The 24,825-nt window shown below is 57.5% G+C and carries 24 protein-coding genes; 10 read left to right on the top strand and 14 right to left on the bottom strand.

Annotated elements, in window-relative coordinates; translation table 11 throughout:
• Window positions 1-18: 18 nt before the first annotated feature.
• Window positions 19-807, bottom strand: coding sequence for an AraC family transcriptional regulator (locus tag ACOI6Z_RS15230; RefSeq protein WP_023289061.1), 789 nt, complete (start codon window positions 805-807; stop codon window positions 19-21).
• Window positions 808-824: 17 nt separating this feature from the next.
• On the bottom strand, window positions 825-1,379 hold the full coding sequence (locus ACOI6Z_RS15225) for a YbhB/YbcL family Raf kinase inhibitor-like protein (protein WP_023289060.1): 555 nt from the start codon (window positions 1,377-1,379) through the stop codon (window positions 825-827).
• A gap of 190 nt (window positions 1,380-1,569) precedes the next feature.
• Between ACOI6Z_RS15225 and rlmI the strand changes: the two genes are divergently transcribed.
• On the top strand, window positions 1,570-2,772 hold the full coding sequence (rlmI, locus tag ACOI6Z_RS15220; RefSeq protein WP_420687443.1) for a 23S rRNA (cytosine(1962)-C(5))-methyltransferase RlmI: 1,203 nt from the start codon (window positions 1,570-1,572) through the stop codon (window positions 2,770-2,772).
• Between the two features lie 59 nt (window positions 2,773-2,831).
• On the top strand, window positions 2,832-3,149 hold the full coding sequence (hspQ, locus tag ACOI6Z_RS15215; protein WP_023289058.1) for a heat shock protein HspQ: 318 nt from the start codon (window positions 2,832-2,834) through the stop codon (window positions 3,147-3,149).
• A 30-nt stretch (window positions 3,150-3,179) separates the two neighbouring features.
• Here the strand turns inward: hspQ and ACOI6Z_RS15210 are convergent, their stop codons facing one another.
• Window positions 3,180-3,593 carry a CoA-binding protein gene (locus ACOI6Z_RS15210; RefSeq protein WP_023289057.1) on the bottom strand — a complete coding sequence of 138 codons (414 nt, stop codon included), beginning with the start codon at window positions 3,591-3,593 and terminating at the stop codon, window positions 3,180-3,182.
• A gap of 154 nt (window positions 3,594-3,747) precedes the next feature.
• Between ACOI6Z_RS15210 and mgsA the strand changes: the two genes are divergently transcribed.
• Window positions 3,748-4,206 carry a methylglyoxal synthase gene (gene mgsA / locus ACOI6Z_RS15205; RefSeq protein ID WP_004201439.1) on the top strand — a complete coding sequence of 153 codons (459 nt, stop codon included), beginning with the start codon at window positions 3,748-3,750 and terminating at the stop codon, window positions 4,204-4,206.
• Window positions 4,207-4,217: 11 nt separating this feature from the next.
• Here the strand turns inward: mgsA and helD are convergent, their stop codons facing one another.
• On the bottom strand, window positions 4,218-6,272 hold the full coding sequence (gene helD, locus ACOI6Z_RS15200; protein WP_102005961.1) for a DNA helicase IV: 2,055 nt from the start codon (window positions 6,270-6,272) through the stop codon (window positions 4,218-4,220).
• A 124-nt stretch (window positions 6,273-6,396) separates the two neighbouring features.
• Between helD and ACOI6Z_RS15195 the strand changes: the two genes are divergently transcribed.
• Window positions 6,397-6,843, top strand: coding sequence for a YccF domain-containing protein (locus ACOI6Z_RS15195; RefSeq protein WP_004201437.1), 447 nt, complete (start codon window positions 6,397-6,399; stop codon window positions 6,841-6,843).
• A 17-nt stretch (window positions 6,844-6,860) separates the two neighbouring features.
• Window positions 6,861-8,996 (top strand): YccS family putative transporter, encoded by a 2,136-nt coding sequence (gene yccS / locus ACOI6Z_RS15190; protein WP_065812142.1) that lies wholly within the window; start codon window positions 6,861-6,863, stop codon window positions 8,994-8,996.
• 10 nt (window positions 8,997-9,006) lie between these two features.
• Here the strand turns inward: yccS and ACOI6Z_RS15185 are convergent, their stop codons facing one another.
• Both ACOI6Z_RS15185 and ACOI6Z_RS15180 read right to left on the bottom strand, forming a co-directional pair.
• Entirely contained in the window at window positions 9,007-9,603 is a 597-nt protein-coding gene (locus ACOI6Z_RS15185; protein ID WP_023289053.1) for a TfoX/Sxy family DNA transformation protein, read from the bottom strand.
• A gap of 17 nt (window positions 9,604-9,620) precedes the next feature.
• Window positions 9,621-9,926 (bottom strand): hypothetical protein, encoded by a 306-nt coding sequence (locus tag ACOI6Z_RS15180; RefSeq protein WP_158238131.1) that lies wholly within the window; start codon window positions 9,924-9,926, stop codon window positions 9,621-9,623.
• 25 nt (window positions 9,927-9,951) lie between these two features.
• Here ACOI6Z_RS15180 and sulA point away from each other — a divergent pair, with 25 nt between their 5' ends.
• Both sulA and ompA read left to right on the top strand, forming a co-directional pair.
• The gene (sulA, locus tag ACOI6Z_RS15175) at window positions 9,952-10,461 is read left to right on the top strand and encodes an SOS-induced cell division inhibitor SulA (RefSeq protein ID WP_023289052.1); all 510 of its coding nucleotides are present in this window, start codon (window positions 9,952-9,954) and stop codon (window positions 10,459-10,461) included.
• Between the two features lie 352 nt (window positions 10,462-10,813).
• The gene (ompA, locus tag ACOI6Z_RS15170; protein WP_044521956.1) at window positions 10,814-11,884 is read left to right on the top strand and encodes a porin OmpA; all 1,071 of its coding nucleotides are present in this window, start codon (window positions 10,814-10,816) and stop codon (window positions 11,882-11,884) included.
• 146 nt (window positions 11,885-12,030) lie between these two features.
• On the opposite strand, the gene matP is transcribed toward ompA, so the two are convergent.
• Window positions 12,031-12,483, bottom strand: a complete 453-nt coding sequence (matP, locus tag ACOI6Z_RS15165; protein ID WP_002898404.1) for a macrodomain Ter protein MatP — start codon at window positions 12,481-12,483, stop codon at window positions 12,031-12,033.
• A gap of 185 nt (window positions 12,484-12,668) precedes the next feature.
• Between matP and ACOI6Z_RS15160 the strand changes: the two genes are divergently transcribed.
• Window positions 12,669-14,426 carry an AAA family ATPase gene (locus tag ACOI6Z_RS15160; protein WP_065812143.1) on the top strand — a complete coding sequence of 586 codons (1,758 nt, stop codon included), beginning with the start codon at window positions 12,669-12,671 and terminating at the stop codon, window positions 14,424-14,426.
• Window positions 14,427-14,495: 69 nt separating this feature from the next.
• Complete coding sequence (gene fabA / locus ACOI6Z_RS15155) at window positions 14,496-15,014, top strand: bifunctional 3-hydroxydecanoyl-ACP dehydratase/trans-2-decenoyl-ACP isomerase (protein ID WP_004201428.1); 519 nt, start codon at window positions 14,496-14,498, stop codon at window positions 15,012-15,014.
• Between the two features lie 68 nt (window positions 15,015-15,082).
• On the opposite strand, the gene rmf is transcribed toward fabA, so the two are convergent.
• The 6 genes from rmf to rlmKL form a co-directional block, all read right to left on the bottom strand.
• A complete protein-coding gene (gene rmf, locus ACOI6Z_RS15150) occupies window positions 15,083-15,250 on the bottom strand; it encodes a ribosome modulation factor (protein ID WP_002898396.1) in 168 nt (55 codons plus the stop codon).
• 252 nt (window positions 15,251-15,502) lie between these two features.
• Window positions 15,503-16,066 carry a membrane integrity-associated transporter subunit PqiC gene (pqiC, locus tag ACOI6Z_RS15145; protein ID WP_032455285.1) on the bottom strand — a complete coding sequence of 188 codons (564 nt, stop codon included), beginning with the start codon at window positions 16,064-16,066 and terminating at the stop codon, window positions 15,503-15,505.
• Window positions 16,066-17,703 carry an intermembrane transport protein PqiB gene (gene pqiB / locus ACOI6Z_RS15140; RefSeq protein ID WP_065812144.1) on the bottom strand — a complete coding sequence of 546 codons (1,638 nt, stop codon included), beginning with the start codon at window positions 17,701-17,703 and terminating at the stop codon, window positions 16,066-16,068. The genes pqiC and pqiB overlap by 1 nt, the downstream gene beginning before the upstream one ends.
• Window positions 17,693-18,961 carry a membrane integrity-associated transporter subunit PqiA gene (gene pqiA / locus ACOI6Z_RS15135; protein ID WP_065812145.1) on the bottom strand — a complete coding sequence of 423 codons (1,269 nt, stop codon included), beginning with the start codon at window positions 18,959-18,961 and terminating at the stop codon, window positions 17,693-17,695. Before pqiA ends, pqiB begins: the two co-directional genes overlap by 11 nt.
• A gap of 14 nt (window positions 18,962-18,975) precedes the next feature.
• Window positions 18,976-20,883 (bottom strand): ABC transporter ATP-binding protein, encoded by a 1,908-nt coding sequence (locus tag ACOI6Z_RS15130; protein ID WP_023289046.1) that lies wholly within the window; start codon window positions 20,881-20,883, stop codon window positions 18,976-18,978.
• 12 nt (window positions 20,884-20,895) lie between these two features.
• Entirely contained in the window at window positions 20,896-23,001 is a 2,106-nt protein-coding gene (gene rlmKL, locus ACOI6Z_RS15125; protein ID WP_064155425.1) for a bifunctional 23S rRNA (guanine(2069)-N(7))-methyltransferase RlmK/23S rRNA (guanine(2445)-N(2))-methyltransferase RlmL, read from the bottom strand.
• Between the two features lie 99 nt (window positions 23,002-23,100).
• On the opposite strand from rlmKL, the gene ACOI6Z_RS15120 reads away from it, so the two are divergent.
• A complete protein-coding gene (locus ACOI6Z_RS15120; RefSeq protein ID WP_065812146.1) occupies window positions 23,101-24,210 on the top strand; it encodes a YcbX family protein in 1,110 nt (369 codons plus the stop codon).
• On the opposite strand, the gene zapC is transcribed toward ACOI6Z_RS15120, so the two are convergent.
• Entirely contained in the window at window positions 24,207-24,749 is a 543-nt protein-coding gene (zapC, locus tag ACOI6Z_RS15115) for a cell division protein ZapC (protein ID WP_023289043.1), read from the bottom strand. The genes ACOI6Z_RS15120 and zapC overlap by 4 nt on opposite strands.
• Window positions 24,750-24,825 lie beyond the last annotated feature (76 nt).

Below are 24,825 nucleotides of genomic sequence, written 5' to 3'. Positions count from 1 at the left end.
TGAGGATAGCAAATTCATTCAGCGTACGTGCTTTGGCAGTAAACCATAGTGCTGACGGAAGCGCGCGGTAAAGCGCGATCCCGACTGATATCCGCTGTTCTGCGCAATTTCCCCGATGGGCCGCGAAGTGGTCTGCAGCTGCCCCAGGGCATGGGCCATCCGCACCTCCTCGACAATCTGGCGAAAACTCTGCGATTCCTGCTGCAGCCGACGGCGCAGCGTGGACTCGCCGAGAAAGAGCATTTTCGCCACCCGCGACACGCTCCACGCTTGCGCTGGCGACAGCATGACCAGTTGTCGAACCTGCGCCGACAGATCCTGCTGCCGCTCGACGAGCAGCGGGCCGGCATAACCCGCCTCGTGCAAGGCCAGCAGCAGGCCCATGGTCTGATGCTGCTGCAGAGAGGGGGACAAGCCTTCCCGCACCGCCTGCAGAACGCTTTGCCACATAAACGCCAGCTCAGTCGTCACCGGGGCGCAGAGCGAGGTCAGACGCCCGGGCGGTGGTTCACTGACATAGCGGGTCTTGAACGCCGTCAACAGCTCGGGCGTCAGCGACAGCAGATCGGAGCAAAAGAGGCCATTCTCCGGCTGGTTAATCACCTCCAGCTCAACGTCTGCCGGCAAAACAATCAGCTGTTGCGGGGTCGCCAGCACCCGGCTCTCCCCTTGCACAATCACCTTGCTGCCGCGCTTTACCCGACAGAGCGCCGGGGCGAACAGACGCACCCGATGCAGCCTGCATAGCCGTCGGGTGGTGATCTCCGCGGCGGTCAGGGCGTTATGCTGAAAATGAATACTCTCCATCCGACCACCCTTTTATTTTAGCGCCCGGCCGTCGCCGTCAACTGGGCGCTGGCGAGAGCATGGCTGTGTAACAGATACCCGACCAGCGCCCCGCTGGCATCGGCATTCACCGGCAGCGTGGGGATATCCAGCGCCCACACCGTAAAACGGTAGCGATGCGGTTTATCTCCCGCCGGCGGGCAGGCGCCGCCGAAGCCGGCATAGCCAAAATCGTTGCGGCCCTGTACCGCTCCGCCCGGCAGTGTAGCGCTGTTTTTATCTCCCGCGCCAGCGGGCAGAGAAGAGACGCTGCTGGCAATGTTGACTAACGTCCAGTGCCACCAGCCGCTGCCGGTAGGCGCATCAGGATCCCGGACGGTGACCGCGAAGCTGCGCGTGCCTGCCGGGGCGTTTTTCCATGTCAGCTGTGGAGAGACATTGCCTCCTGTGCAGCCGAAACCGGTAAACCAGTGCTTCTGGGCCAGCGGCTGCCCGTCACGCATATCATTGCTGCTCACGCTAAACGGCGCGGCCATCGCGCCACTGCTCACTGCCGCAACCATCGCCACAACTATCCGCATACCTGTTTTCATCGTCTTCTCCTCCTGGGGGTGAGAAGACAGAGTATGAAACGCCGCGCAAAGTGAATGTGCTGAAGCGCCTGCATTTTGTGCCGAAACGCTCAACCGCGCCTGGCGGGGGAAAGATGCTTGTATGCGCCAGGTGTGCTAATCTACGCGCCATTTTTCGGTGCCGACATTCCCGTTGCTTAAAGGTAGCTCCATGACAGATTCCCTATTCCCCCGCTTAGTGTTAGCCAAAGGACGCGAGAAATTCCTGCTGCGTCGCCATCCGTGGATTTTCTCCGGCGGCGTCGCCCGCATGGAAGGTAAAGCCCGCAGCGGTGAAACCATCGATATCGTCGACCATCAGGGAAAATGGCTGGCCCGCGGCGCTTACTCGCCGTCGTCGCAGATCCGCGCCCGCGTGTGGACCTTCGATCGCAACGAAGCCATTGATAACGCCTTCTTTGAACGCCGCCTGCAGCAGGCGCAAACCTGGCGTGCCTGGCTTGCCGAGCGCGATGGCCTCGACAGCTACCGTCTGATCGCCGGCGAGTCCGATGGGCTGCCGGGCGTGACAATCGACCGCTTTGGCAACTTTTTCGTGCTGCAGCTCCTCAGCGCAGGCGCCGAATACCAGCGCGCCGCCATCATCAGCGCCCTGCAGAGCCTGTTCCCGGACTGCGCCATTTACGATCGCAGCGATGTCGCGGTGCGTAAAAAAGAGGGGCTGGAGCTGGCCCAGGGGCCGGTAGTGGGCGAACTGCCGCCAGCGCTGCTGCCGATCGCTGAGCATGGCATGAAGCTGTTGGTCGATATCCAGGGCGGGCACAAAACCGGCTATTACCTCGACCAGCGCGACAGCCGCCTGGCGACCCGTCGCTACGTGGCGGACAAACGGGTGCTGAACTGCTTCTCTTATACCGGCGGCTTTGCGGTGTCAGCGCTGATGGGCGGCTGCCACCAGGTCACCAGCGTGGATACCTCGCAGGAAGCGCTCGACGTTGCGCGCCAGAACGTGGAGCTCAACGGACTGGATCTGTCCAAAGCGGAGTTTGTGCGCGACGACGTGTTCAAACTGCTGCGTAAATACCGCGATCAAGGGGAGAAATTCGACGTCATCGTGATGGATCCGCCGAAATTCGTAGAAAATAAAAGCCAGTTGATGGGCGCCTGCCGTGGCTATAAAGATATCAATATGCTGGCGATCCAGCTGCTGAACCCCGGCGGCGTGCTGCTGACCTTCTCCTGCTCCGGCCTGATGACCACCGATTTATTTCAGAAAATCATCGCGGATTCCGCAATTGATGCCGGACGTGATGTACAATTTATAGAACAGTTCCGTCAGGCTGCCGACCATCCGGTGATCGCAACCTATCCGGAAGGGCTGTATCTGAAGGGGTTTGCCTGTCGCGTCATGTAACTTGAAAAACGAAACATGAGCCTCATATAGGGAGTATTCATGTTTCCCAGGAGGTGCCTATGATAGCCAGCAAATTCGGTATCGGCCAACAGGTCCGCCATACGCTCTTGGGCTACCTGGGCGTCATCGTCGATGTCGATCCCGAGTACTCGCTCGCGGAACCGGAAGAGGATGAAATTGCCGCCAATGACGAACTGCGCGCGGCCCCCTGGTACCATGTAGTGATGGAAGATGATGATGGCCAACCCATCCACACCTATCTGGCAGAAGCGCAGCTGAGCAGCGAACCCCGCGACGAACATCCGGAGCAGCCGTCCCTCGACGAGCTGGCCAAAACAATTCGTCAGCAGTTGCAGGCGCCGCGCCTTCGCAATTAAACAAAACCCCGCCAGGCGGGGTTTTGTTTATTATTTTGCTAATCCCAGTCGCGGTAGCTCAATGGCCGGACAACGATCCATCACCACGTTTAACCCGGCTTCTCGGGCCAGCACCGCGGCCTGTTCATTGATCACCCCCAGCTGCAGCCACAGCGTTTTCGCGCCGATAGCAATCGCCTCCTGCGCCACGCCCCATGCCGCTTCTGAATTACGGAAGACATCAACCATGTCGACCTTTTCCGGAACATCGGCAAGCGTTCCATAGCCCTGCTGCCCCAACAGCGTCTTGCCTGCCACCTTCGGCGAAACCGGGATAACGTGATACCCCTGATCCAGCAGATACTTCATGACCCGGTAGCTAGGACGGTCAGGTTTGTCGCTGGCGCCGACCAGCGCAATCGTCCGTGTCGAGGTCAGGATTTCGGCAATATCGTTCTCTTTCATGGTTTCCTCCTGCTATTTCACCTAAGTGTATGCTAATCCGCAGCAGGGGGCCATCCAGGCTAACCCGCAGATTCAGCAAAATTTTCATCCCTGATGCTTGCAGCGACAGCCACATTCAGTAATCTGTCAGCAGGTCAAAATGCGGAATGAAAATATGGAACTGACAACACGTACCCTGCCTGCGCAAAAACATATCGCGCTGGTGGCTCACGATCACTGTAAAGATATGCTGATGAAATGGGTTGCTCGCCATCAGGCGCTGCTGGCGCAACATGTTTTGTACGCCACCGGCACTACCGGCAACCTGGTCTCCCGGGCTACCGGGCTGGAGGTCAATGCCATGCTGAGCGGCCCGATGGGCGGCGACCAGCAGGTGGGTGCCCTCATTTCAGAAGGGAAAATCGACGTGCTGATCTTCTTCTGGGATCCGCTGAACGCCGTTCCCCACGACCCGGATGTCAAAGCCTTGCTGCGTCTGGCCACGGTCTGGAACATTCCGGTCGCCACTAACGTCTCCACCGCTGACTTTATTATCCAGTCGCCGCACTTCGCTCAACCGCTCGATATTCTGATCCCGGATTATCCGCGATATCTTGCCGAGCGCCTGAAATAATCGAACCGCGATCACGGCTTTCTGGCCACAGGCACATCCAGCGCCTGCAGGATCTCGACAAACGGCGACGGTTGCGCCTTGTTAAATAACAGCCACACCCGGTGACGGGCACGGGTTATGGCCACGTACAGCAGTCGACGTTCCTCCGCATCCGGAAAATCTTCCGGTTGCGGCAGGAGCGCCTCCTCTATGATCGACTCGCGCGCTGGAGCCGGAAACGCATCCACTCCCTCCTGCAGTCCCAGCACAATGACATAGTCGGCCTGCTGACCTTTGCTGGCGTGAATAGTCATAAAATCAAGCTGGAGGTGCGGCCAGCGCGTCGCCGCTTTATCAAGCGCCTCGGGCTTCAGATGATGGTAGCGGGCAAGCAGAAGGATCCGCTGCTCGGGCTTAACGTAACCGCTCAATTTATCCAGAAGATCGTCCAGCTTATCGTCGGCTAACAGCGTGACGGCCTTTTTATCTCCCGCGGTCAGGCTGTTCAGCGGTTTGCTTAACTGATGCGGATTCTGCTGGATAAAACCATTGGCTATTTCGCCGATACGCCCGTTAAAGCGATAGGTGGTATCCAGCGCACAGCAGTCCCCTTCGCCAAAGTAGTGGTTGAACGCGGTGGTCAGGGAGAGCTGCGCCCCGCTGAACCGGTAAATCGCCTGCCAGTCATCGCCAACGGCAAAGAGCGTGGTTTGGCTATTTTGCCGGCGTAACGCGGCCAGCAGCGAGGCTCGCTGCGGCGAAATATCCTGAAATTCATCCACCAGAATGTGTTTCCACGGGCTAACGAAGCGGCCTTTATCGAGAATATTGACCGCCTGATGGATCAGACCGGAAAAATCGACCGCATTCTCCGCCTTTAGCGCCGCCTTCCACTCTTTCAGCAGGGGCGACATCAACTTCACCCGTTTACTGAACAGATCGCGTACCGCATCCGGCGCGCCGGCGATCATCTCTGCCTGGGAGCCGCCGTGCATGCGCATCAGGCTGACCCAGCGGTCAAGCCGGCTGGCCATCCGCCGCTGCACCTTTTTATCCTGCCAGAAGTCTCCCTCCGGCAGTTGCCAGCCCATCTCCTCTTCCAGCCACAGGCGCCAGCCTTTCGCCTGCGCTTTTTTCTCCTGGCACTGCTTTTGCCAGCTTTTCAGCAGCAATGCATGGCGGGCCGCAGTATCGCTTTCCAGCTTACTGATGGTGGGCACTTTTTTGCTGCCCTGCTGGATAATATGCAGCGCCAGCGAGTGGAAGGTGCGGGCGGTAATATCGTCTGATGCCAGACGCTCGCGGATCCGCTCATCCATTTCCTGCGCCGCCTGGCGGCCGAATGCCAGCAGCAGAATTTGCTCTGCCGCCGCTTCTCCCCGCGCTAGCAGCCAGCCCGCTCGAGCCACCAGCACCGAGGTTTTACCACTGCCCGCTCCCGCCAGCACCAGCAGGGAGCGCTCGCCGTTCACCACCGCTCGCGCCTGCGACGGATTGAGCGGGGAGGATTCCACGCCGTCAAAAAAGCCGCGATACTGTTCCAGCATCGCCTCGGTAAAGGCCTGGTTATGGGCCTGACGCGCCGCTTCAATATCCCCTAACCAGCGCTGACATTCCCGCCACAGCTCCCGGCAGTTATCAAAGGCGTCAAGCCGGCTGGTGGGCATCGGCAGCCCGGTTAACGCATGGCGAATATTATCCTGAACATCCGCCACCTGCTGACGCGTCAGCCACTTACCTTCTGCCCGGGTGCGTTCGATAGCTGTAAGCTGCTGCTTCAGCACCCCGGCGGCGATATCGCTCATTTCCGTGCTCCACTGCTGCCAGAGCGTGTGTAAATGGTGATAAAAGCGCTGCGTTTCGCTCCATTCGGTACCGTGCAAACGCACGACTTTATCGTCCGGCAGCACAAACTCCAGTTCGCCCCAGACCAGACCGCGCTTACAATGCACTGACAATAACTGATTGAAAGGGATAAGATACTCATGACGATCGCCGGAAACCTTTACCCCGGCATTCAGTAACTGCACCCTGTCATAAGGATGCTGAGCCATGCGTTTGCCCAATGTTGTCGCTTTAAGTTCCATATAATGTCGATTTTCAATCAGGGTGGATTGTTTTTCAGTTTAACCGCCCCGGACCAGGTGCTCCAGCGCAAAAAAACGTTACAATTGTCAGGTCTTATTATCCACAGGGCAAAACCGAGGCTTTATGCGTACCATTCTGAATATTTTGAACTTTATCCTTGGCGGTTTCGCCACCACTTTAGGCTGGCTGCTCGCCACCCTGGTCAGCATTATGCTGATCGTCACGCTGCCGCTGACTCGTTCCTGCTGGGAAATCACTCGCCTTTCGTTATTTCCCTATGGTAACGAGGCGATTCATGTTGATGAGCTCGAGCCAGGTCGCCAAAACAGCCTGCTGAACGCCGGCGGCACCATCCTGAACATTCTGTGGTTCATTTTTTTCGGCTGGTGGTTGTGCCTGATGCATATTTTCAGCGGCATCGCCCAATGCCTGACTATCATTGGCATCCCGGTGGGGATCGCTAATTTTAAAATCGCCGCCATCGCCCTCTGGCCGGTGGGTCGCCGGGTCGTCTCTGTGGAAACCGCGCGCGCCGCGCGCGAAGCCAATGCGCGTCGTCGCTTTCAGTAACCGAACGGAACACGGACATGATTAGCCCCCTGCTACGCCGCTACACCTGGAACAGCGCCTGGCTTTATAACGTACGCATTTTTATTGCGCTCTGCGGCACGACGTTGTTTCCCTGGTGGATCGGCGAAGTCAAACTGACCATCCCCCTCACCCTCGGCGTCGTGGCCGCGGCGCTGACCGACCTTGATGACCGTCTGGCGGGCCGTCTGCGCAACCTCGCCATTACTCTGGTTTGCTTTTTTATCGCCTCCGCCTCCGTGGAGCTGCTGTTTCCGTGGCCGCCGCTGTTTGCCCTTGGTCTGACCGTGTCTACCATCGGCTTTATTTTGCTTGGCGGCCTCGGACAGCGCTATGCGACCATTGCCTTCGGCGCCCTGCTTATCGCCATCTACACCATGCTCGGCGTCACGCTGTACGATCACTGGTATCTGCAGCCGTTGTTCCTGCTGGCGGGAGCCGTGTGGTACAACCTGCTGACGTTGTCCGGCCATCTGATTTTTCCAATTCGTCCACTGCAGGACAACCTGGCGCGTAGCTATGAGCAACTGGCCCGCTATCTGGAGCTCAAATCCCGGCTGTTTGATCCAGACCTTGAGGATGAGAGCCAGGCGCCGCTGTACGATCTGGCCCTCGCCAACGGCCAACTGGTGGCGACCCTTAACCAAACCAAGGTCTCACTGTTGACCCGACTACGAGGCGACCGGGGACAGCGTGGTACTCGTCGTACGCTGCAGTATTACTTTGTGGCCCAGGATATTCATGAACGCGCCAGCTCATCGCATATTCAGTACCAGACCCTGCGCGACCAGTTCCGCTACAGCGATGTGATGTTCCGTTTCCAGCGCATGCTTTCGATGCAGGCGCAGGCCTGCCAGAAACTCTCGCGGGCGATTCTGCTGCGCGAACCCTATCAGCATGATGCCCATTTCGAACGGGCGTTTATGCATCTCGATGCGGCACTTGAGCGCGTACGCGCCAGCGGCGCATCCGACGAGCAGCTCAACGCCCTTGGCTATTTACTCAATAACCTGCGCGCCATTGATGCTCAGCTGGCCACGATTGAATCGGTGCAAACCACCGCGCCCGCCGGGAATAATACAGAGACGCAGCTGGCCGACGACAGGCTCGGCGGACTGAACGATGTCTGGCTGCGCCTGCAGCGCAATATGTCGCCAGAGTCAGCCCTCTTTCGCCACGCGGTGCGTATGTCGCTGGTGCTCTGCGCCGGCTATGCCTTCATCCAGTTTACCGGTCTTCAGCACGGCTACTGGATCCTGCTGACCAGTTTGTTCGTCTGTCAGCCGAACTATAACGCCACCCGCCATCGTCTGGCGTTGCGGATCATCGGCACGCTGGTCGGGGTGGCGATCGGCCTGCCGGTCCTCCTGCTGGTACCGTCGGTTGAAGGGCAGCTGCTGCTGATCGTCCTCACCGGCGTGCTGTTCTTCGCCTTTCGTAACGTGCAGTACGCCCATGCCACCATGTTTATTACGCTGCTGGTGCTGCTGTGCTTTAACCTGCTTGGCGAAGGTTTTGAAGTCGCGCTGCCGCGCATCATTGATACGCTGATCGGCTGCGCCATCGCCTGGGCGGCGGTCAGCTTCATCTGGCCGGACTGGAAATTCCGCAACCTGCCGCGGGCGCTGGACCGGGCGCTAAACGCGAACTGCCGTTATCTGGATGCCATCCTGGAGCAGTACCACCAGGGCCGCGACAACCGGCTGGCCTACCGTGTCGCACGCCGTGACGCCTACAACCGCGATGCTGAGCTGGCTTCCGTCGTCTCGAACTTGTCGACGGAACCACGGGCGGATGCCACCCAGCGCGAGACCGCCTTTCGCCTGCTGTGTCTCAATCATACCTTCACCAGCTACATTTCCGCTCTCGGCGCGCATCGGGAAAAACTGTCCACGCCGGACATCCTCGCCCTGCTGGATGATGCGGTCTGCTATGTCGATGATGCCCTGCATCATACCCCAGCGGATGAACAGCGGGTGCAGAAGGCGTTGACCAGCCTGCAAAGCCGGATCCACCATCTGGAGCCTCGCGCGGACAGTAAAGAGCCCCTGGTGCTACAGCAGATTGGCCTGCTGCTGGCGCTGTTGCCTGAAATCTGCCGCCTGCAGCAGCGGGTACACGCTCAAACGGAATAACCGTTGTCCATTAGCGCGCAGACGCCCATTCCAGAAGCTCCTGACGCCGTGGCGTCGGGAGCGCGGCGGCATGAACGCCAACGATAGCCCCCTCCAGCGCCAGCAAGACGTTGTGCGATAGGGAAGCATTGTTCTCGCGCAGCTTTAGCCAGGCCTGGCGGGCGCCCACCTCCCGTAGTGCTAACACGTCTGGTATGCCCGAGTGAATCAGCTGCAATTCCATATGAAAACTGATATTGGGTAAATCCTTCAGGCGTCCCGACGACCGGCGGCGATATTTTTCACGCTGGGCGCTCTGCCACGACATCAGTGACAAGCGGAAAAGCTGTTTCTCATCGCGCCACAAGGCATCGTCGATTTGATAATACTTTAGCGGCACGATGCGCCCGTGTCGGCGCAGCATCAATAAAGGATTATGGTGTTCTACCCGATAGGCAGCGCTCTGCTCGCAGGCCTTTAGATAAATATTCCCCTCTGCCACCATCGCAAACACGGTATCTTCGATAGCCAGGCTGTAGCCGCCAAACAGGGGACGAGAGTGAAGTTGACCCAGCGGAGAGACGCAGGCCTGAAATTGCGGGAGCCGCGGACATACGAGTTTTCTCATGATCATTCCTTTGTGAATCATGTAATTAAACTTAAGTTGTTAACGGATCCGCTAAGGGAAAACATAAGGGACTTCCCTGACAGCAGCAAGATGATTTTTGCCTGCTTTTCCACCAGAATGCGGTTTTGCGAGACGCTTTCAGAAAATTGCAGCTGTTGCTGCAACTGGCAGACAGGAGAAAAAGGATTAGCCGGTGTTAAGGATGGTGTTGCGAGTAGCCGCAAACCTGTACCGTCAGGATGGCTGAAAGCGATTAAATTTCCACCAGCAAAATGACAAATTGCGGTTGATCTTTTCCCCTGGCGGATATACTGTATATGCATACAGTAACTACAGGCGGGATAGACTATGTTTACTTCAGCTCATGCAAACCGTTCAGCACAGGCCTCTGCTCCGGCAGCCCACTACGCTCATCGTTCTGGCGAACAGGCCGCCAATGGGCTGATCAGTGAAATTGTCTATCGTGAAGATCAACCCATGATGACACAGTTGTTGTTGCTACCTTTATTACAGCAGTTGGGTCAACAGTCTCGCTGGCAGCTGTGGCTTACGCCGCAACAAAAGCTTAGCCGTGAGTGGGTTCAGTCCGCCGGTCTGCCGCTGTCTAAGGTCATGCAAATTAGCCAGCTCTCCCCCAGTCACACTTTAGACTCGATGATCCGCGCCCTGCGTACCGGTAACTATAGTGTGGTTATCTGCTGGCTGGCGGAGGAGTTAACCGCTGACGAACATGAGCGTCTGGTGCATGCAGCCCAGGAAGGCTGCGCGATGGGATTCATCATGCGCCCGGTCCGAAATCAGGGCACGCTCGGCAGACAACTCAGCGGGCTAAAAATTCACTCAAATTTGTATCATTGAGTGAAATTAGGATTATTCCTGGAATTTTTTTTACCGGTAGTAATGGCACAGCGTTTTTTAAGGTCTTTTTCGCGGAATGCCTGCCACACGGGCATTTGTGCCTTTTTTTCGTGTACGAAAATCAACCATATTTGTTAAATATTGTGTACACAACCCTTTTTTTTCATATGCCTGACAGAGTTCACACTTGTAAGTTTCGAACTAAGTTGTAGACTTTACATCGCCAGGGGTGATCGGCTTACGCTGCATGTATCAGCATAGTTAACAACAAGTCACGCCCCCGGTGAAGGATTTAACCGTGAGGTCTTTTGTAACTTCATGGCGAATTTTGGATGATAATGAGGCGCAAAAAATGAAAAAGACAGCTATCGCGATTGCAGTGGCACTGGCTGGCTTCGCTACCGTAGCGCAGGCCGCTCCGAAAGATAACACCTGGTATGCAGGTGGTAAACTGGGTTGGTCCCAGTATCACGACACCGGTTTCTACGGTAACGGTTTCCAGGGCAACAATGGTCCGACCCGTAACGATCAGCTCGGTGCTGGTGCGTTCGGTGGTTACCAGGTTAACCCGTACCTCGGTTTCGAAATGGGTTACGACTGGCTGGGCCGTATGGCATATAAAGGCAGCGTTGACAACGGTGCTTTCAAAGCTCAGGGCGTTCAGCTGACCGCTAAACTGGGTTACCCGATCACTGACGATCTGGACATCTACACCCGTCTGGGCGGCATGGTTTGGCGCGCTGACTCCAAAGGCAACTACGCTTCTACCGGCGTTTCCCGTAGCGAACACGACACTGGCGTTTCCCCAGTATTTGCTGGCGGCGTAGAGTGGGCTGTTACTCGTGACATCGCTACCCGTCTGGAATACCAGTGGGTTAACAACATCGGCGACGCGGGCACTGTGGGTACCCGTCCTGATAACGGCATGCTGAGCCTGGGCGTTTCCTACCGTTTCGGTCAGGAAGATGCTGCACCGGTTGTAGCTCCGGCTCCGGCTCCGGCTCCGGAAGTGGCGACCAAGCACTTCACCCTGAAGTCTGACGTACTGTTCAACTTCAACAAAGCAACCCTGAAACCGGAAGGTCAGCAGGCTCTGGATCAGCTGTACACCCAGCTGAGCAACATGGATCCGAAAGACGGTTCCGCTGTTGTTCTGGGCTACACCGACCGCATCGGTTCCGAAGCTTACAACCAGCAGCTGTCTGAGAAACGTGCTCAGTCCGTTGTTGACTACCTGGTTGCTAAAGGCATCCCGGCTGGCAAAATCTCCGCTCGCGGCATGGGTGAATCCAACCCGGTTACTGGCAACACCTGTGACAACGTGAAAGCTCGCGCTGCCCTGATCGACTGCCTGGCTCCGGATCGTCGTGTAGAGATCGAAGTTAAAGGCTACAAAGAAGTTGTAACTCAGCCTGCGGCTTAAGTTATAACTGATGAAAAAACCCGCTTCGGCGGGTTTTTTTATGTCTTCTCGCTCGCTTTAGCGGCTAAAGACTGAAGGCCGTTAGAGGCGGATGGTAGCCTGTGTGGCGCGACCTGCGCCTTAGTCACCACTGAACGGGCAGCCCGCTACTCCTTACCTAACAGAACCTGCAGATCGTGCTTCAGGCTCGACATTTTGCTGGCATACTTCTCTTTATGCTCAGCATCCTCAATCAGCTGGACGATGGTTTCGGACAAGGTTTTCCCTCGCCTCTGCGCCAGACCGGCAAGGCGCTGCCAGACGACAAACTCAAGGTCGATCGACTTCTTACGCGTATGCTGATGCTCGGCGTTAAAATGGCGTTTCCGTCGCGCACGGATGGTCTGTTTCATGCGGTTCATCAGCGCCGGATTCATATGCTGCTCAATCCAGGCATGCACCAGCACAGGTTCATTCTCGAGCGTCAGCAAGTCATCTACCGCAGCTTGCGCAGCGCTGGCCTCAATGTAGCGGGTAATCAGCTCACCTTCCCGGTGCTTCTTTACCAGATATTTCCATTTCCAGCCGCTTTCAAGATTTTCCAGTTGTTGATATTTCATTGCGATCTCAATGTGACCGTGTAACTCATTTCAGGATATCAGTTTTTTCCTGATGTGCTGAATATAAATCATTATTCGTGATGTGGATGGCCGGGTAATCATCGGGGTAGCCATAATCCTCCGTGTGCTCAGACGCGGCATCAGGTATAATTGCGCGCTTTACATCTAACTAAAAAACAGCGACTTTGACCATTACGAAACTGACCCGAACCGACCTTGCGCCTGATCTGGAATCTTACCAGGCGCTGTTTGCTCAAGCTGAACTCTCTCATCCGGCCCCCTCCCTCTCGGGCGATCTGCAGCCGCGGTTGTTCTATGCGCTTGAGCAGCTGCTGTACACCCCGGCAGTCTCCTCCTTCATGCTGGTGAAAGCCCCTGAGGAGCCGGAATATCTGCAATGGCTGGCAGCTGAAACTCGCACGCTGCACGAGCCTGCCGCACCGCTTCACGGAGTTCGCTATGAGGTTAACGGCCCTCACGTGACGCTCGCGCCGGCGCAACGCGCTGAAGATAATTTTGCCAGTACCGCTCCGGTCGTGGCGGCCGATTGGCTGGAGGCGGAACAGCTGTTTGGCTGCGTACGCCAGTTTAATGGTGAAATCACACTCCAGCCTGGCCTGGTCCATCAGGCCAACGGCGGCGTGCTGGTGCTCTCACTACGCGCATTACTGGCGCAACCGCTGCTGTGGATGCGCCTGAAAAATATGGTGACCCGTCAGCGCTTTGACTGGCTCTCCATTGATGAATCACGGCCGCTGCCGGTCAGCATCCCTTCCATGCCGCTGAGCCTGAAAGTCATGCTGGTGGGCGAACGCGAATCGCTGGCCGATTTCCAGGATATGGAGCCAGAGCTCTCTGCCCAGGCTATCTATAGCGAGTATGAAGACACCCTGCAGTTTGCGGACGCCGATACGCTGAAGGCCTGGTGCCAGTGGGTATGGCAGAATGCGCAGCAGCTGGAGCTACCGGGCCCGGCGAGCGATGCCTGGTCACTGCTGATCGATGAAGGGACGCGCTACACCGGCGACCAGGAGACCCTGCCGCTCAGCCCGCTATGGATAGCCCGCCAGCTGCGTGAGTCTGCCGCCTTCTGCGAAGGCGAAGAGATTACCGGCGAAGCGATGCAGACGATGCTAGCGCGCCGGGAGTGGCGTGAAGGCTACCTGGCGGAGCGTATGCAGGATGAAATCCTGCAGGAACAGATCCTGATTGAAACCGAAGGCGAATGCGTCGGGCAGATCAACGCCCTCTCGGTCATTGAATTCCCCGGTCATCCACGCGCCTTCGGCGAACCTTCGCGCATCAGCTGCGTCGTGCACATTGGCGACGGCGAGTTTATCGACGTCGAACGCAAAGCCGAGCTGGGCGGCAACATCCATGCGAAAGGCATGATGATCATGCAGGCTTTTCTGATGTCCGAGCTGGAGCTGGAGCAACAACTCCCCTTCTCCGCTTCGCTGACCTTTGAACAGTCCTACAGTGAAGTGGATGGCGACAGCGCCTCCATGGCGGAACTTTGCGCCTTAATCAGCGCGCTGGCCAACGTGCCGATTAATCAGAGCATCGCGATCACCGGCTCCGTCGACCAGTTTGGTCGTGTGCAGCCGGTCGGCGGACTGAATGAAAAAATTGAAGGTTTCTTCACAATCTGTCAGCAGCGCGGCCTCACCGGAAAACAGGGCGTGATTATCCCTGCCGCCAACGTTCGCCATCTTAGTCTGACCCACGAGCTGCGTCAGGCCGTTGCCGACAATCAGTTTGCTATCTGGGCAATAGACGATATTACCGAAGCGCTGCCGATGTTGACCCAGCTGATGTGGGACGGTGAAGGACAGACGCTGCGACAAACCATTCAGGAGCGGATAGCGCAGGCGACCCAGCAGGAGACTCGCCATCGTTTTCCGTGGCCGCTACGCTGGTTAGGTGGGACAAGTTCTAACTGATCGGACTTGTTCAGCTTACACGTGTTAGCTATCCTGCGTCCCGAACTTAAAATAAGGCTTACTGAAAACATGGTAGATAAACGCGAATCCTATACAAAAGAAGATCTTCTTGCCTCTGGTCGTGGTGAACTGTTCGGCGCGAAAGGCCCGCAGTTGCCGGCGCCAAACATGCTGATGATGGACCGCGTCATCAAAATGACCGAAACCGGTGGTAACTACGACAAAGGTTATGTTGAGGCCGAACTCGACATCAACCCGGACCTGTGGTTCTTCGGTTGCCACTTTATCGGCGATCCGGTGATGCCGGGCTGCCTGGGCCTGGATGCCATGTGGCAGCTGGTAGGTTTCTATCTCGGCTGGCTCGGCGGCGAAGGCAAAGGCCGTGCGCTGGGCGTTGGCGAAGTGAAATTCACGGGGCAGGTTCTGCCGACCGCGAAAAAAGTGACCTACCGCATCCACTTCAAGCGCATCGTTAACCGTCGTCTGATTATGGGCCTTGCGGATGGAGAAGTGCTGGTTGACGATCGTCTGATCTACACCGCAAGCGATCTGAAAGTGGGTCTGTTCCAGGATACTTCCGCTTTCTGATAACGTTCAGCAGCGATTAAAAGGCGAAGCCCCCGCTATGCGGAGGCTTCTTTTTTAAAGAGACAGTGTCAGGCCGTTAGTACCCTGTCCTCCATGGCTTCTCGCCAGCCTCCCAGCCACCATGAGCGTTGATTCAAGCTCTGGTATGGACACATTTCTTTCGATCTTCCTGCGATACCCGCCTGATATCCGCGTTGATGTGCCCGTTCCAGGCGATCTCGTTTTTGTCTCTTCATGCCTCGTTTCCCTCATTCTTTGATCTGGTGGAAAAGAAAACAGTGGTCGCAAATTGTGCAGCCACGGGTTACGAATACCGCGAAATGAAGGCGACGTCAATGCGCAAAATTCACGCCATTGTCATATTTGTGACCTATATAAGAGTTCATTTTTTGTTCACCTGGCACACCGGCCGGTAACGAACTGACCTGACAAAAAAAAGCCGCGCGGCTCAGATGAACCGCGCGGCAGATCAGCGTGATGAATTTTACTTATGGCAGACGGTTAAGCTCGCTGGCAATGGCTGCCGCCTCCTGGCTCCACGCCTGCGCCAGGGTCTTGACCATCGCATCATATCCATCCTGATCCTGCTTAAGCACGATGTTAAACGGGCGCTTGATCAGCTGCCCCTGATGCTTCAGCAGCCACTCACCGCTGACGATAACCCGCCCGTCGTAGCGTCCGTGAAAGCCGTTGACCGCGACGTTGAGCGTATCCTGTTCGCTACCCAGCGGCTGGGATGACACTACCCAGCCCGGCAGCTGTTGGCTCAGGTTCGCCACCAGCGTGGTGCGCAGCTGCTGGTCCAGCGGGCTGGCCCACAGATTATTATTGGCGATCACATACTGTACGTCGGTGGTCTGGTAGACCACCCCGTTACCCGCCAGATAATCCGGGATGCTGACCTGCTCAACCCACAGCAGACGTGCCCCCTGGCTGGCGGCGCGCTGTGCGCCGCCCTGCGCCACCGGCAGCTGGTAATACGTTTTGCTTTCGCCGCCGCTACTGCATGCCGTCAGCACGCATACGGTTGCCGCGAGTAACCATTTTTTCATTATTTCGCTCCCTTCGGCTGTGGGTCTTTTTTATCCTTCGCCTCAAATACCAGCGCATTGCTCTTATCATTGAGCGTTTTCAGGACCGGCTGCAGCTCGCGCAGCACCTGATCCAGACGCTGCATATCGGCCACCATCTTATTGTAGGCCGCGGAGCCCGGCTGGAAGCCCTGCATGCTGCGGTTCAGCTCGCGCAGCGTCGTCTGCATATCGGCAGGCAACTGCTGCATCGACTGGCTGGAGGTGATCTTATTCAGACTATCCAGCGTGGTCTGCACGTGCTGCATGGTCTTCTCGCTCTGCGCCAGGGTGCTCGTCGCCTGCTCCAGCAACGGATTGAGCGGCAGGTTATTAATCTTATCCAGCGCATCCATCAGACGCTGCTGGATCTGCGCCAGACCACCGCTGATGGTCGGGATAATCGGATAGCCGTTAAACTCCTGCATTTTCCCGCGCGGCGGCGCCTTCGGATAGAAGTCGAGATCGATATACAGCGCGCCGGTCACCAGATTGCCGGTTTTCAGCGAGCCGCGCAGTCCGCGGTTGATCAGATCGTCAATGTGGGCGCGAATATTCGGATCGCCGCCCAGCTGGTTAATCAGACGTTGCGGTTCAACCCGCACTTCCACCGGAATGCGATAGTCGTCGTTCAAACGCTGCTTCAGACCGGGGATGAAGAATGGCACTTTGCCGACGGTTCCCAGACGGATGCCGCGGAACTCCACCGGCGCGCCGGGCTGCAGGCCGCGAACTGAGTCTTTGAAGAACATCACATAGTCAATATGTTCGGTAAAGACCGAATCCTGGATGCTCTTCTGATCGTCAAACAGATGGTATTCCGTTTTATTCGCCACCGGCTCGCCGAGATCCAGTCCTTCCGGAATATCGAAGCTCACGCCGCCGCCAAACAGCGTTGACAGCGAGCCCATCTCGACGCGCATTCCGGCCGAGGTCAAATCGACAGCGATCCCACTGTCCTTCCAGAAGCGGACATTGGTGGTCACCAGGCGGTCATTGGGCGCATTGATGAACAACTGATAAGTGATACGACGTTTCTGGGTGTCGAAGGTGCTGGTTTCCACCGACCCCACGCGATAGCCGCGGAACAGCACCGGATCGCCTGGCGACAGCTGGCCCGCCTTGCTGCTCTCCAGTAGAATACGGATCCCCTTGGCGTCCGGCGAGGCCAGCGGCGGAGAATCAAGCAGCGGATACTGCTCCGGCACCGTACCTTTCGACCCCGGCTGCAGTTCAATATAGGCCCCGGACAATAATGTTCCCAGGCCACTGATCCCCTCGCGCCCTACCTGCGGTTTCACCACCCAGAAGACGGAATCGTTGTGCAGTAATTTATGCATCCCGGAATTGAGGCGGGCTTTGATTTCCACGTGGGTTAAATCGTCGGTCAGCGTGGCGCTCTCCACCACCCCAACGTCCACGCTACGGCTCTTGATACGGGTTTTTCCCCCTTCAATCCCCTCCGCATTCGTGGTGATCAGCGTGACCTCAGGTCCCTGATGGCTGTAATGATAAAACAGGATCCACGCCCCGATCAGCGCAGTGACGATAGGGAAGATCCACACCGGTGACCAGTTCTTCACCTTCTGCACTTTCGCTTCTCCGCTCTTATTTTCCATGTTGTTGTCTTTCCTCATGGCTTGAATCTGGCTCACGATCCCACAGTAAACGGGGATCAAACGTCATGGCTGAAAACATGGTCATCACCACCACCAGCGCAAACATAACCGCGCCGATGGCGGGATAGATATTCATCAACCCTCCCATGCGCACCAGCGCAGAGAGTACGGCGATGACAAAAACATCAATCATTGACCAGCGGCCAACAAATTCCACCACTTCATAGATCAGATGCATGCGTTCCGAATCACGCGCACCGTTGCCATTGGCATTCCAGCACAGCCAGGCGATAGCGATCATCTTTAGCGTCGGCACCATAATACTGGCGATAAAAATCACCAGCGCCACCGGATAAGACCCCTCGCTCCACAGTAAAATTACCCCGGCCATGATGGTTGACGGCATTTTATCGCCCAGCAGATCGGTGATCATGATCGGCATAATATTGGCGGGGAGATAGAGGATAAATGAGGTCACCAGCAGGGCCAGCGTCCACTGCAGGCTGTTTTTACGCCGCGCCGTTCCTTTACTATGACAGCGCGGGCAGACCATCTGGTCGACCGGTAACACCGCCGTGCAGCAGGCGCAGGAGCGCAGCCCCTGGCGGATGCCGGCCACTCCGACCTTCAGCGGTTGGCTAATGGCTGGCATGGGGGCAATATCATCCCACAGCCAGCGGCGGTCGACGCACTGGAAAGTGCGTAACTGCAGCAGACAAAACATGCACCACGGAACAAAGCTCAGACCGATACCGATATCGCCATAGGCCATCAGCTTAACGAAGCTCACCAGCACGCCGGCAAGAAAGATCTCCGCCATGCCCCACGTCTTCAGGTGAAACAGAATTCGCGCCAGAAACGCTTTCAGGCCAGCGGGCATCCTGACCCGATTGACCAACAGCAGAATAGTGGCCAGGCAAAAGGCCGGTACCAGTTGCACAAAGAGTAAAAAGAAGGTGCCGAGGCTGGCGTAATCCTCGGTAAATAACACATTGGGAATTTCCAACAGCTCTATTTCGCTGCTGATCCCGCCCACTTTCATGTAGATAAATGGAAACAGGTTGGCCAACAGCAGCATAAACAGCGCGACCAACGCGTAAGCCGTGGGACGCTGGCGAGGCGCGTCCCACGTGGTGGTTAACGTTGTACCGCAGCGCGGGCAAGCGGCTTTCTGGCGATGCTCCAGCTGCGGCAAAGCCACCAGCAAATCACATTGGGGACATAAAATATGTCGCGCAGCATGATGATGATCGCACATGACAACTCCTCGGCTCAGGCGCCGTTCTTTAATCCTTCGAGATATTCCCAGCGTTCAAAGGCTGCTTCCAGCGCCTGTTCCGCTTCGGCCAGCTTTGCCAGCACCTGCTGCGTGCGATCGTGCGGTTGTCCAAAGAAGTCGGGATCGGCAACCTGTTCCTGCAGCGTCTGCAGTTCGGCCTCGAGAGCTTCCAGCTTCTGCGGCAGCTGTTCCAGCTCGCGCTGCAGGTTATAGCTTAGTTTGTTCCCACCGCGTTTGACAGTTTCTGCTTTTGGCTGAGCGACTTCCATCGTTTTTTTCGCTGCCGGCTGCTTCTGCGCCAACGACTGGGCCTGCTGGCCGCGGGCATCGTGATAGCCGCCGATGTACTGGCCGATGCGACCGCCGCCTTCGAAGATCCAGCATTCGGTTACGGTGTTATCCACGAACTGACGATCGTGGCTTACCAGCATCACGGTGCCCTGATAGCCATCGATCAGCTCTTCCAGCAGCTCCAGCGTTTCGACATCCAGGTCGTTTGTCGGTTCATCGAGAATCAATAAGTTGCTGGGTTTCAGGAACAGACGCGCCAGCAGCAGGCGGTTACGTTCCCCGCCGGAGAGCGCGCGCACCGGGGTCATCGCCCGTTTTGGATGGAACAGGAAGTCCTGCAGGTAGCCCAGCACATGGCGCGGCTTACCGTTAACCATCACCTCTTGCTTACCTTCCGCGAGGTTATCCATCACCGTCCGATCCGGATCCAGCTCTGCGCGGTGCTGGTCGAAGTAGGCGACTTCCAGTTTAGTGCCGACGTGGATCCGCCCGCTGTCGGCCTGCAGCTGGCCAAGCATCAGCTTCAGCAGCGTGGTTTTCCCGCAGCCGTTGGGGCCAATCAGGGCAATCTTGTCGCCGCGCTGGATCTGCGCGGAGAAATCTTTCACCAGCACTTTGCCATCAACCTGGTAGTTGACGTTCTCCATTTCGAACACGATTTTGCCGGAGCGCGAAGCCTCTTCAACCTGCATTCTGGCGCTGCCCATCACTTCCCGGCGCTCACCGCGCTCGCGACGCATCGCCTTCAGGGCGCGAACGCGGCCTTCGTTACGCGTGCGGCGCGCTTTGATCCCCTGGCGGATCCATACCTCTTCCTGGGCCAGCTTGCGGTCGAATTCCGCATTCTGCAGCTCTTCAACCCGCAGGGCTTCCTCTTTATCCAGCAGATACTGATCGTAATCGCCCGGGTAGGTCACCAGCTTGCCGCGATCGAGGTCGACGATGCGCGTCGCCATATTGCGGATAAAGGAGCGGTCGTGCGAAATAAAGATAATGGTGCCTTTAAAGGTTTTGAGGAACCCTTCCAGCCAGTCGATGGTTTCGATATCCAGGTGGTTGGTGGGTTCATCGAGCAGCAGCACGCGCGGCCCGCTGACCAGCGCGCGGCCCAGCGCCGCTTTACGCAGCCAGCCACCGGACAGGGATGCCAGCTGCGCGTTGGCGTCGAGACCAAGCTGCTCAATCACTTCGTTAATGCGGCTGTCCAGCTGCCACAGCCCCAGGTTATCGAGCTGCTCCTGCAGGCGCGCCAGTTCATTTAAATTTTTGTCGCTCGGATCGGTCATGACCTGATGCGACACGTCATGATAGGCCTTCAGGTAGGCCGCCTGCTCGGCGATGCCTTCCGCGACAAAATCGTACACCGTACCGGCGACATTGCGCGGCGGATCCTGCTGCAGACGCGCCACAATCAGATCCTGTTCATAAATAATGCGCCCGTCATCCAGCCCCTGCTCGCGGTTGAGGATCTTCATCAGGGTCGATTTACCGGCGCCGTTACGTCCGACGAGGCAGACGCGTTCGTTATCTTCGATATGCAGCTCGGCATTATCCAGCAGCGGCGCATCGCTGAAGGAAAGCCAGGCGCCGTGCATACTAATCAGTGACATTCTTTATTCCTTTCAGGCTGCGGTAATCAGCCAGCAGTTGTGGATCTGACGGTTGCGGGCAAAATCCTGCGACAGCGTTTTTTGCGAAATTTCTTGCGCCTTCAGGCCAAGCGCCGCCAGCCCGTCATGATCCATACGGAAACCGCGTTTGTTATTCGAGAACATAATGGTGCCGCCTTTACGCAGCAGACGTTTCAGATCGGTCATCAGGCGAATGTGATCGCGCTGGACGTCGAAAGCATCTTCCATTCGTTTGGAGTTGGAGAAGGTCGGCGGATCGATAAAGATCAGATCGAACTGCTCGGTGCTCTCCCGCAGCCAGCCCAGCACGTCCGCCTGCATCAGGCGATGCGCGCGGCCGGTCAGGCCATTGAGACGCAGGTTGCGTTCCGCCCACTCCAGGTAGGTGCGCGACATATCCACCGTGGTGGTGGAGCGCGCGCCGCCGAGACCGGCGTGGACGCTGGCGCTGCCGGTATAGGAGAACAGGTTCAGGAAGTCCTTGCCTTTGCTCATCTGGCCGAGCATACGGCGGGCGATACGGTGGTCGAGGAACAGACCGGTATCCAGGTAGTCGGTGAGGTTGACCCACAGGCGCGCGTTGTACTCCTGCACCTCGATAAAGTCGCCCTTCTCCGCCATCTTCTGGTACTGGTTTTTCCCCTTCTGCCGCTCGCGGGTCTTCAGCACCAGCTTGTTAGGCGCCATGTCCAGTACGGCGATGGTCGCGGCGATAATATCGAACAGGCGCTGGCGCGCTTTGTGCGCATCGACGGTTTTCGGCGGGGCATATTCCTGGACCACCACCCAGTCGGCGTAGCGGTCGATGGCCACGTTGTATTCCGGCAGGTCAGCATCGTACAGGCGATAGCATTCAATGCCTTCCTGACGGGCCCATTTTTCAAACTTCTTCAGGTTCTTACGCAGACGGTTAGCAAAATCTTCCGCCAGCATCGCCGGCTTGCCGCCTTCGCTCTCCGCCAGGTGATAATTCTTCTGTACGCAGTCCAGCGGGCCGTTCTTGGCTTTAAACTGTTTGTCGGCGCGCAGCTGCAGGCAGCTTAACAGCTCCGGCGAGGCGCTGAACACCGACAGGTTCCAGCCGCCAAACTGACTTTTCATGATCCGGCCCAGCAGGCTGTGCAGAGCGATCAGCGCCGGCTCGCTTTCCAGACGCTCGCCGTAAGGCGGGTTGCTGATCACGGTGCCGTACGGGCCTTTCGGTAGCGGATTATTCAGCTGGGCGACGTCTTTGACTTCAAAATCGATCAGCTCGCCGATGCCGGCCCGACGGGCGTTGCGACGGGCGCGGTCAATGACGCGTTCGTCGACATCAGAGCCATAGAAGCGTGACCCATATGCCGCCAGCCCCTGACGGGCGCGCGTTTGCGCTTCCGCTTTCACTTCTTTCCAGATGGCCTCGTCGTGCTGCGCCCAGCCGCCAAAGCCCCAGTGGCCGCGGTGCAGGCCCGGCGCGCGGTCGGTCGCCAGCATCGCCGCCTCAATCAGCAGGGTACCGGAGCCGCACATCGGATCGAGCAGCGGGGTGCCCGGCACCCAGCCGGAGCGCATCACGATCGCCGCCGCGAGGTTTTCTTTGATCGGCGCCATACCGGTGCCATCGCGGTAGCCGCGCAGGTGCAGGCCTTCGCCGCTCAGATCCAGCGAGATGTGCGCCGTCTCTTTGTTCAGCCAGACGTTGATCCGCAGATCGGGCGACTCACGATCGACGTTCGGGCGCGGCAGGTTCTTACGGGTGAAGCTGTCGACAATGGCGTCTTTGACCTTCAGCGCACCGTACTGGCTGTTGCGGATCTCCTCATTGAGACCGCTAAAATGCACGGCGAACGTGGCGCCAGGGTTGAACATCTCCGTCCACGGAATGGCCTGTACGCCGAGGTACAGATCCAGATCGCTGTATACGCGACACTCGCCCAGCGGCAGCATGATGCGCGAAGCCAGCCGGCTCCACATCAGGCTTTGATACAGCAGGCGCGTATCCCCCTGAAAATGGACCCCGCCCTGGACTACCTGGCAGTCCGTCGCGCCAAGCCCTTCCAGTTCAGTTTTTAACAGCTCTTCCAGCCCACGAGCCGTACTGGCAAACAGAGAATTCATATCGTCACTTTTACTTAAAGAAAATTGGTGCGCATTATAGCCAATATGTGCCCTATGTCATAAAGTTATAGGCTTATTTTTGGAACCCGGAGGCAGCGTATGGTAACGCTCTCGCGTCTTTTTATTCATCCCGTTAAATCCATGCGCGGCATGGGCCTGACCCACGCCTTTGCCGATATCAGCGGCCTGGCCTTCGATCGCCTGTTTATGGTCACCGAAACCGACGGCACCTTTATTACCGCCCGTCAGTTTCCGCAAATGGTGAAATTTATTCCGGCGCCGCTGCATGATGGCCTTCACCTGACCGCACCGGACGGCAGCAGCGCCGTGGTGCGTTTTAACGATTTCGCCCCTCAGGCCGAGCCGACAGAAGTCTGGGGCAACCATTTTACCGCCCTTATCGCGCCCGCCGCCGTTAATCAGTGGCTCAGCGGCTTTTTCAATCGCGATGTCCAGCTGCGCTGGCTGGGGCCACAGTTAACCCGCCGGGTGAAGCGCCACGATGCGATACCGCTCTCCTTCGCCGACGGCTACCCTTACCTGCTGGCTAACGAGGCCTCGCTGCGCGACCTGCAGCAGCGCTGCCCGGCAAGCGTAAGCATAGAACAGTTTCGGCCTAATCTCGTGGTCACCGGCGCGGCGGCCTGGGATGAAGACAGCTGGAAAGTGATCCGCGTCGGCGAGGTGGTATTTGACGTCGCCAAGCCGTGCAGCCGCTGCATTTTTACCACCGTCAGTCCGGAGCGCGGGCAGAAACATCCCAGCGGAGAGCCGCTGGAAACCTTAAAGCGCTTCCGCACCGCGCAGGATAATGGCGATGTCGACTTTGGTCAGAACCTGATTGCCCGTAACAGCGGCGTGATCCGGGTGGGGGATGAAGTGGAAATCCTCGCCCGCGGCCCGGCGAAAGCCTACGGCGCCGGCGAAAGCGACGATACCCCGGCTCCCGAGGCGCAGCAGCAGACCACGGTTGCCATTGAATGGCAGGGTCAACAATTTACCGGCAATAACCAGCAGGTGCTGCTGGAACAACTGGAGCAACAGGGCATTCGCGTACCCTACTCGTGTCGGGCGGGGATCTGCGGCAGCTGCCGCATCCGTCTTGAAGAAGGGGAAGTGAGTCCGTTAAAGAAAAATGCGGTCGCCGGAGATGGCACCATTCTCGCCTGCAGCTGCGTGCCGAAAACGGCCCTGCGCCTGGCGCCTTAAACCGCCTGCCCCAGGCTGTAGCTGACCGCGCTTTGCGCCGGCTGCAGCCTGTCGTTCATGATTTTAATCACATCGCCCAGCTGCATAACGCGGCCGGCAAGCGTGAGACCCGGCTGGGCCAGCAGACAAAGCGCGGCGTTATCGCCCGGCTCCACCACCAGCAAATTGACCTGCTCCCCGGTATCGCTCAGCCAGACGCAGGCCGCGTCGCCGCCGCTCGGCTGCCAGTGATGGGGATGGGCGACGAAGTGCCAGCTTTTCGGCATCTGCGGTTTGAGAAAACGGATCGCGGTTAATGCGTTGAGGACTAATTCCGCCCGCTGCTCTTTCGACAACTCGAAATCGCGGCATTTTTCTTCAAAGGAGAAATAGAGCGCGGCGTCATCGACGCAGAATCCCGATGGGGCAAAAGCGTCCGGGGTCAGCATGCGCCGGGCGAAGCGCGAGCGAAATAACATGCCATTGGCCAGATCGAGCATCATGCGGTCGTGCTCTTCATCGTAATACCAACGCCAGTTATCGTCAGGTTTAATCCGCATTTTTCCCCCTGTCCCCTTTCATACGCCTCTGCAAAGTTGTTGCGACTTGCCGCAGAATATTTTCTAAAATTAAGAA

The organism is Klebsiella sp. C239, from assembly GCF_048822715.1.
GTDB classification, from domain to species: Bacteria; Pseudomonadota; Gammaproteobacteria; order Enterobacterales; family Enterobacteriaceae; genus Klebsiella; species Klebsiella quasipneumoniae.
Note: the sequence above shows the minus strand (reverse complement) of the source record. Positions and strands in the feature narration are given on the sequence as shown.

Coding starts and splice junctions, on each gene's coding strand:
- ACOI6Z_RS15230 (WP_023289061.1), bottom strand. CDS start 807: ATGGAGAGTATTCATTTTCAGCATAACGCCCTGACCGCCGCGGAGATC.
- ACOI6Z_RS15225 (WP_023289060.1), bottom strand. CDS start 1,379: ATGAAAACAGGTATGCGGATAGTTGTGGCGATGGTTGCGGCAGTGAGC.
- rlmI (WP_420687443.1), top strand. CDS start 1,570: ATGACAGATTCCCTATTCCCCCGCTTAGTGTTAGCCAAAGGACGCGAG.
- hspQ (WP_023289058.1), top strand. CDS start 2,832: ATGATAGCCAGCAAATTCGGTATCGGCCAACAGGTCCGCCATACGCTC.
- ACOI6Z_RS15210 (WP_023289057.1), bottom strand. CDS start 3,593: ATGAAAGAGAACGATATTGCCGAAATCCTGACCTCGACACGGACGATT.
- mgsA (WP_004201439.1), top strand. CDS start 3,748: ATGGAACTGACAACACGTACCCTGCCTGCGCAAAAACATATCGCGCTG.
- helD (WP_102005961.1), bottom strand. CDS start 6,272: ATGGAACTTAAAGCGACAACATTGGGCAAACGCATGGCTCAGCATCCT.
- ACOI6Z_RS15195 (WP_004201437.1), top strand. CDS start 6,397: ATGCGTACCATTCTGAATATTTTGAACTTTATCCTTGGCGGTTTCGCC.
- yccS (WP_065812142.1), top strand. CDS start 6,861: ATGATTAGCCCCCTGCTACGCCGCTACACCTGGAACAGCGCCTGGCTT.
- ACOI6Z_RS15185 (WP_023289053.1), bottom strand. CDS start 9,603: ATGAGAAAACTCGTATGTCCGCGGCTCCCGCAATTTCAGGCCTGCGTC.
- ACOI6Z_RS15180 (WP_158238131.1), bottom strand. CDS start 9,926: ATGCATATACAGTATATCCGCCAGGGGAAAAGATCAACCGCAATTTGT.
- sulA (WP_023289052.1), top strand. CDS start 9,952: ATGTTTACTTCAGCTCATGCAAACCGTTCAGCACAGGCCTCTGCTCCG.
- ompA (WP_044521956.1), top strand. CDS start 10,814: ATGAAAAAGACAGCTATCGCGATTGCAGTGGCACTGGCTGGCTTCGCT.
- matP (WP_002898404.1), bottom strand. CDS start 12,483: ATGAAATATCAACAACTGGAAAATCTTGAAAGCGGCTGGAAATGGAAA.
- fabA (WP_004201428.1), top strand. CDS start 14,496: ATGGTAGATAAACGCGAATCCTATACAAAAGAAGATCTTCTTGCCTCT.
- rmf (WP_002898396.1), bottom strand. CDS start 15,250: ATGAAGAGACAAAAACGAGATCGCCTGGAACGGGCACATCAACGCGGA.
- pqiC (WP_032455285.1), bottom strand. CDS start 16,066: ATGAAAAAATGGTTACTCGCGGCAACCGTATGCGTGCTGACGGCATGC.
- pqiB (WP_065812144.1), bottom strand. CDS start 17,703: ATGGAAAATAAGAGCGGAGAAGCGAAAGTGCAGAAGGTGAAGAACTGG.
- pqiA (WP_065812145.1), bottom strand. CDS start 18,961: ATGTGCGATCATCATCATGCTGCGCGACATATTTTATGTCCCCAATGT.
- ACOI6Z_RS15130 (WP_023289046.1), bottom strand. CDS start 20,883: ATGTCACTGATTAGTATGCACGGCGCCTGGCTTTCCTTCAGCGATGCG.
- rlmKL (WP_064155425.1), bottom strand. CDS start 23,001: ATGAATTCTCTGTTTGCCAGTACGGCTCGTGGGCTGGAAGAGCTGTTA.
- ACOI6Z_RS15120 (WP_065812146.1), top strand. CDS start 23,101: ATGGTAACGCTCTCGCGTCTTTTTATTCATCCCGTTAAATCCATGCGC.
- zapC (WP_023289043.1), bottom strand. CDS start 24,749: ATGCGGATTAAACCTGACGATAACTGGCGTTGGTATTACGATGAAGAG.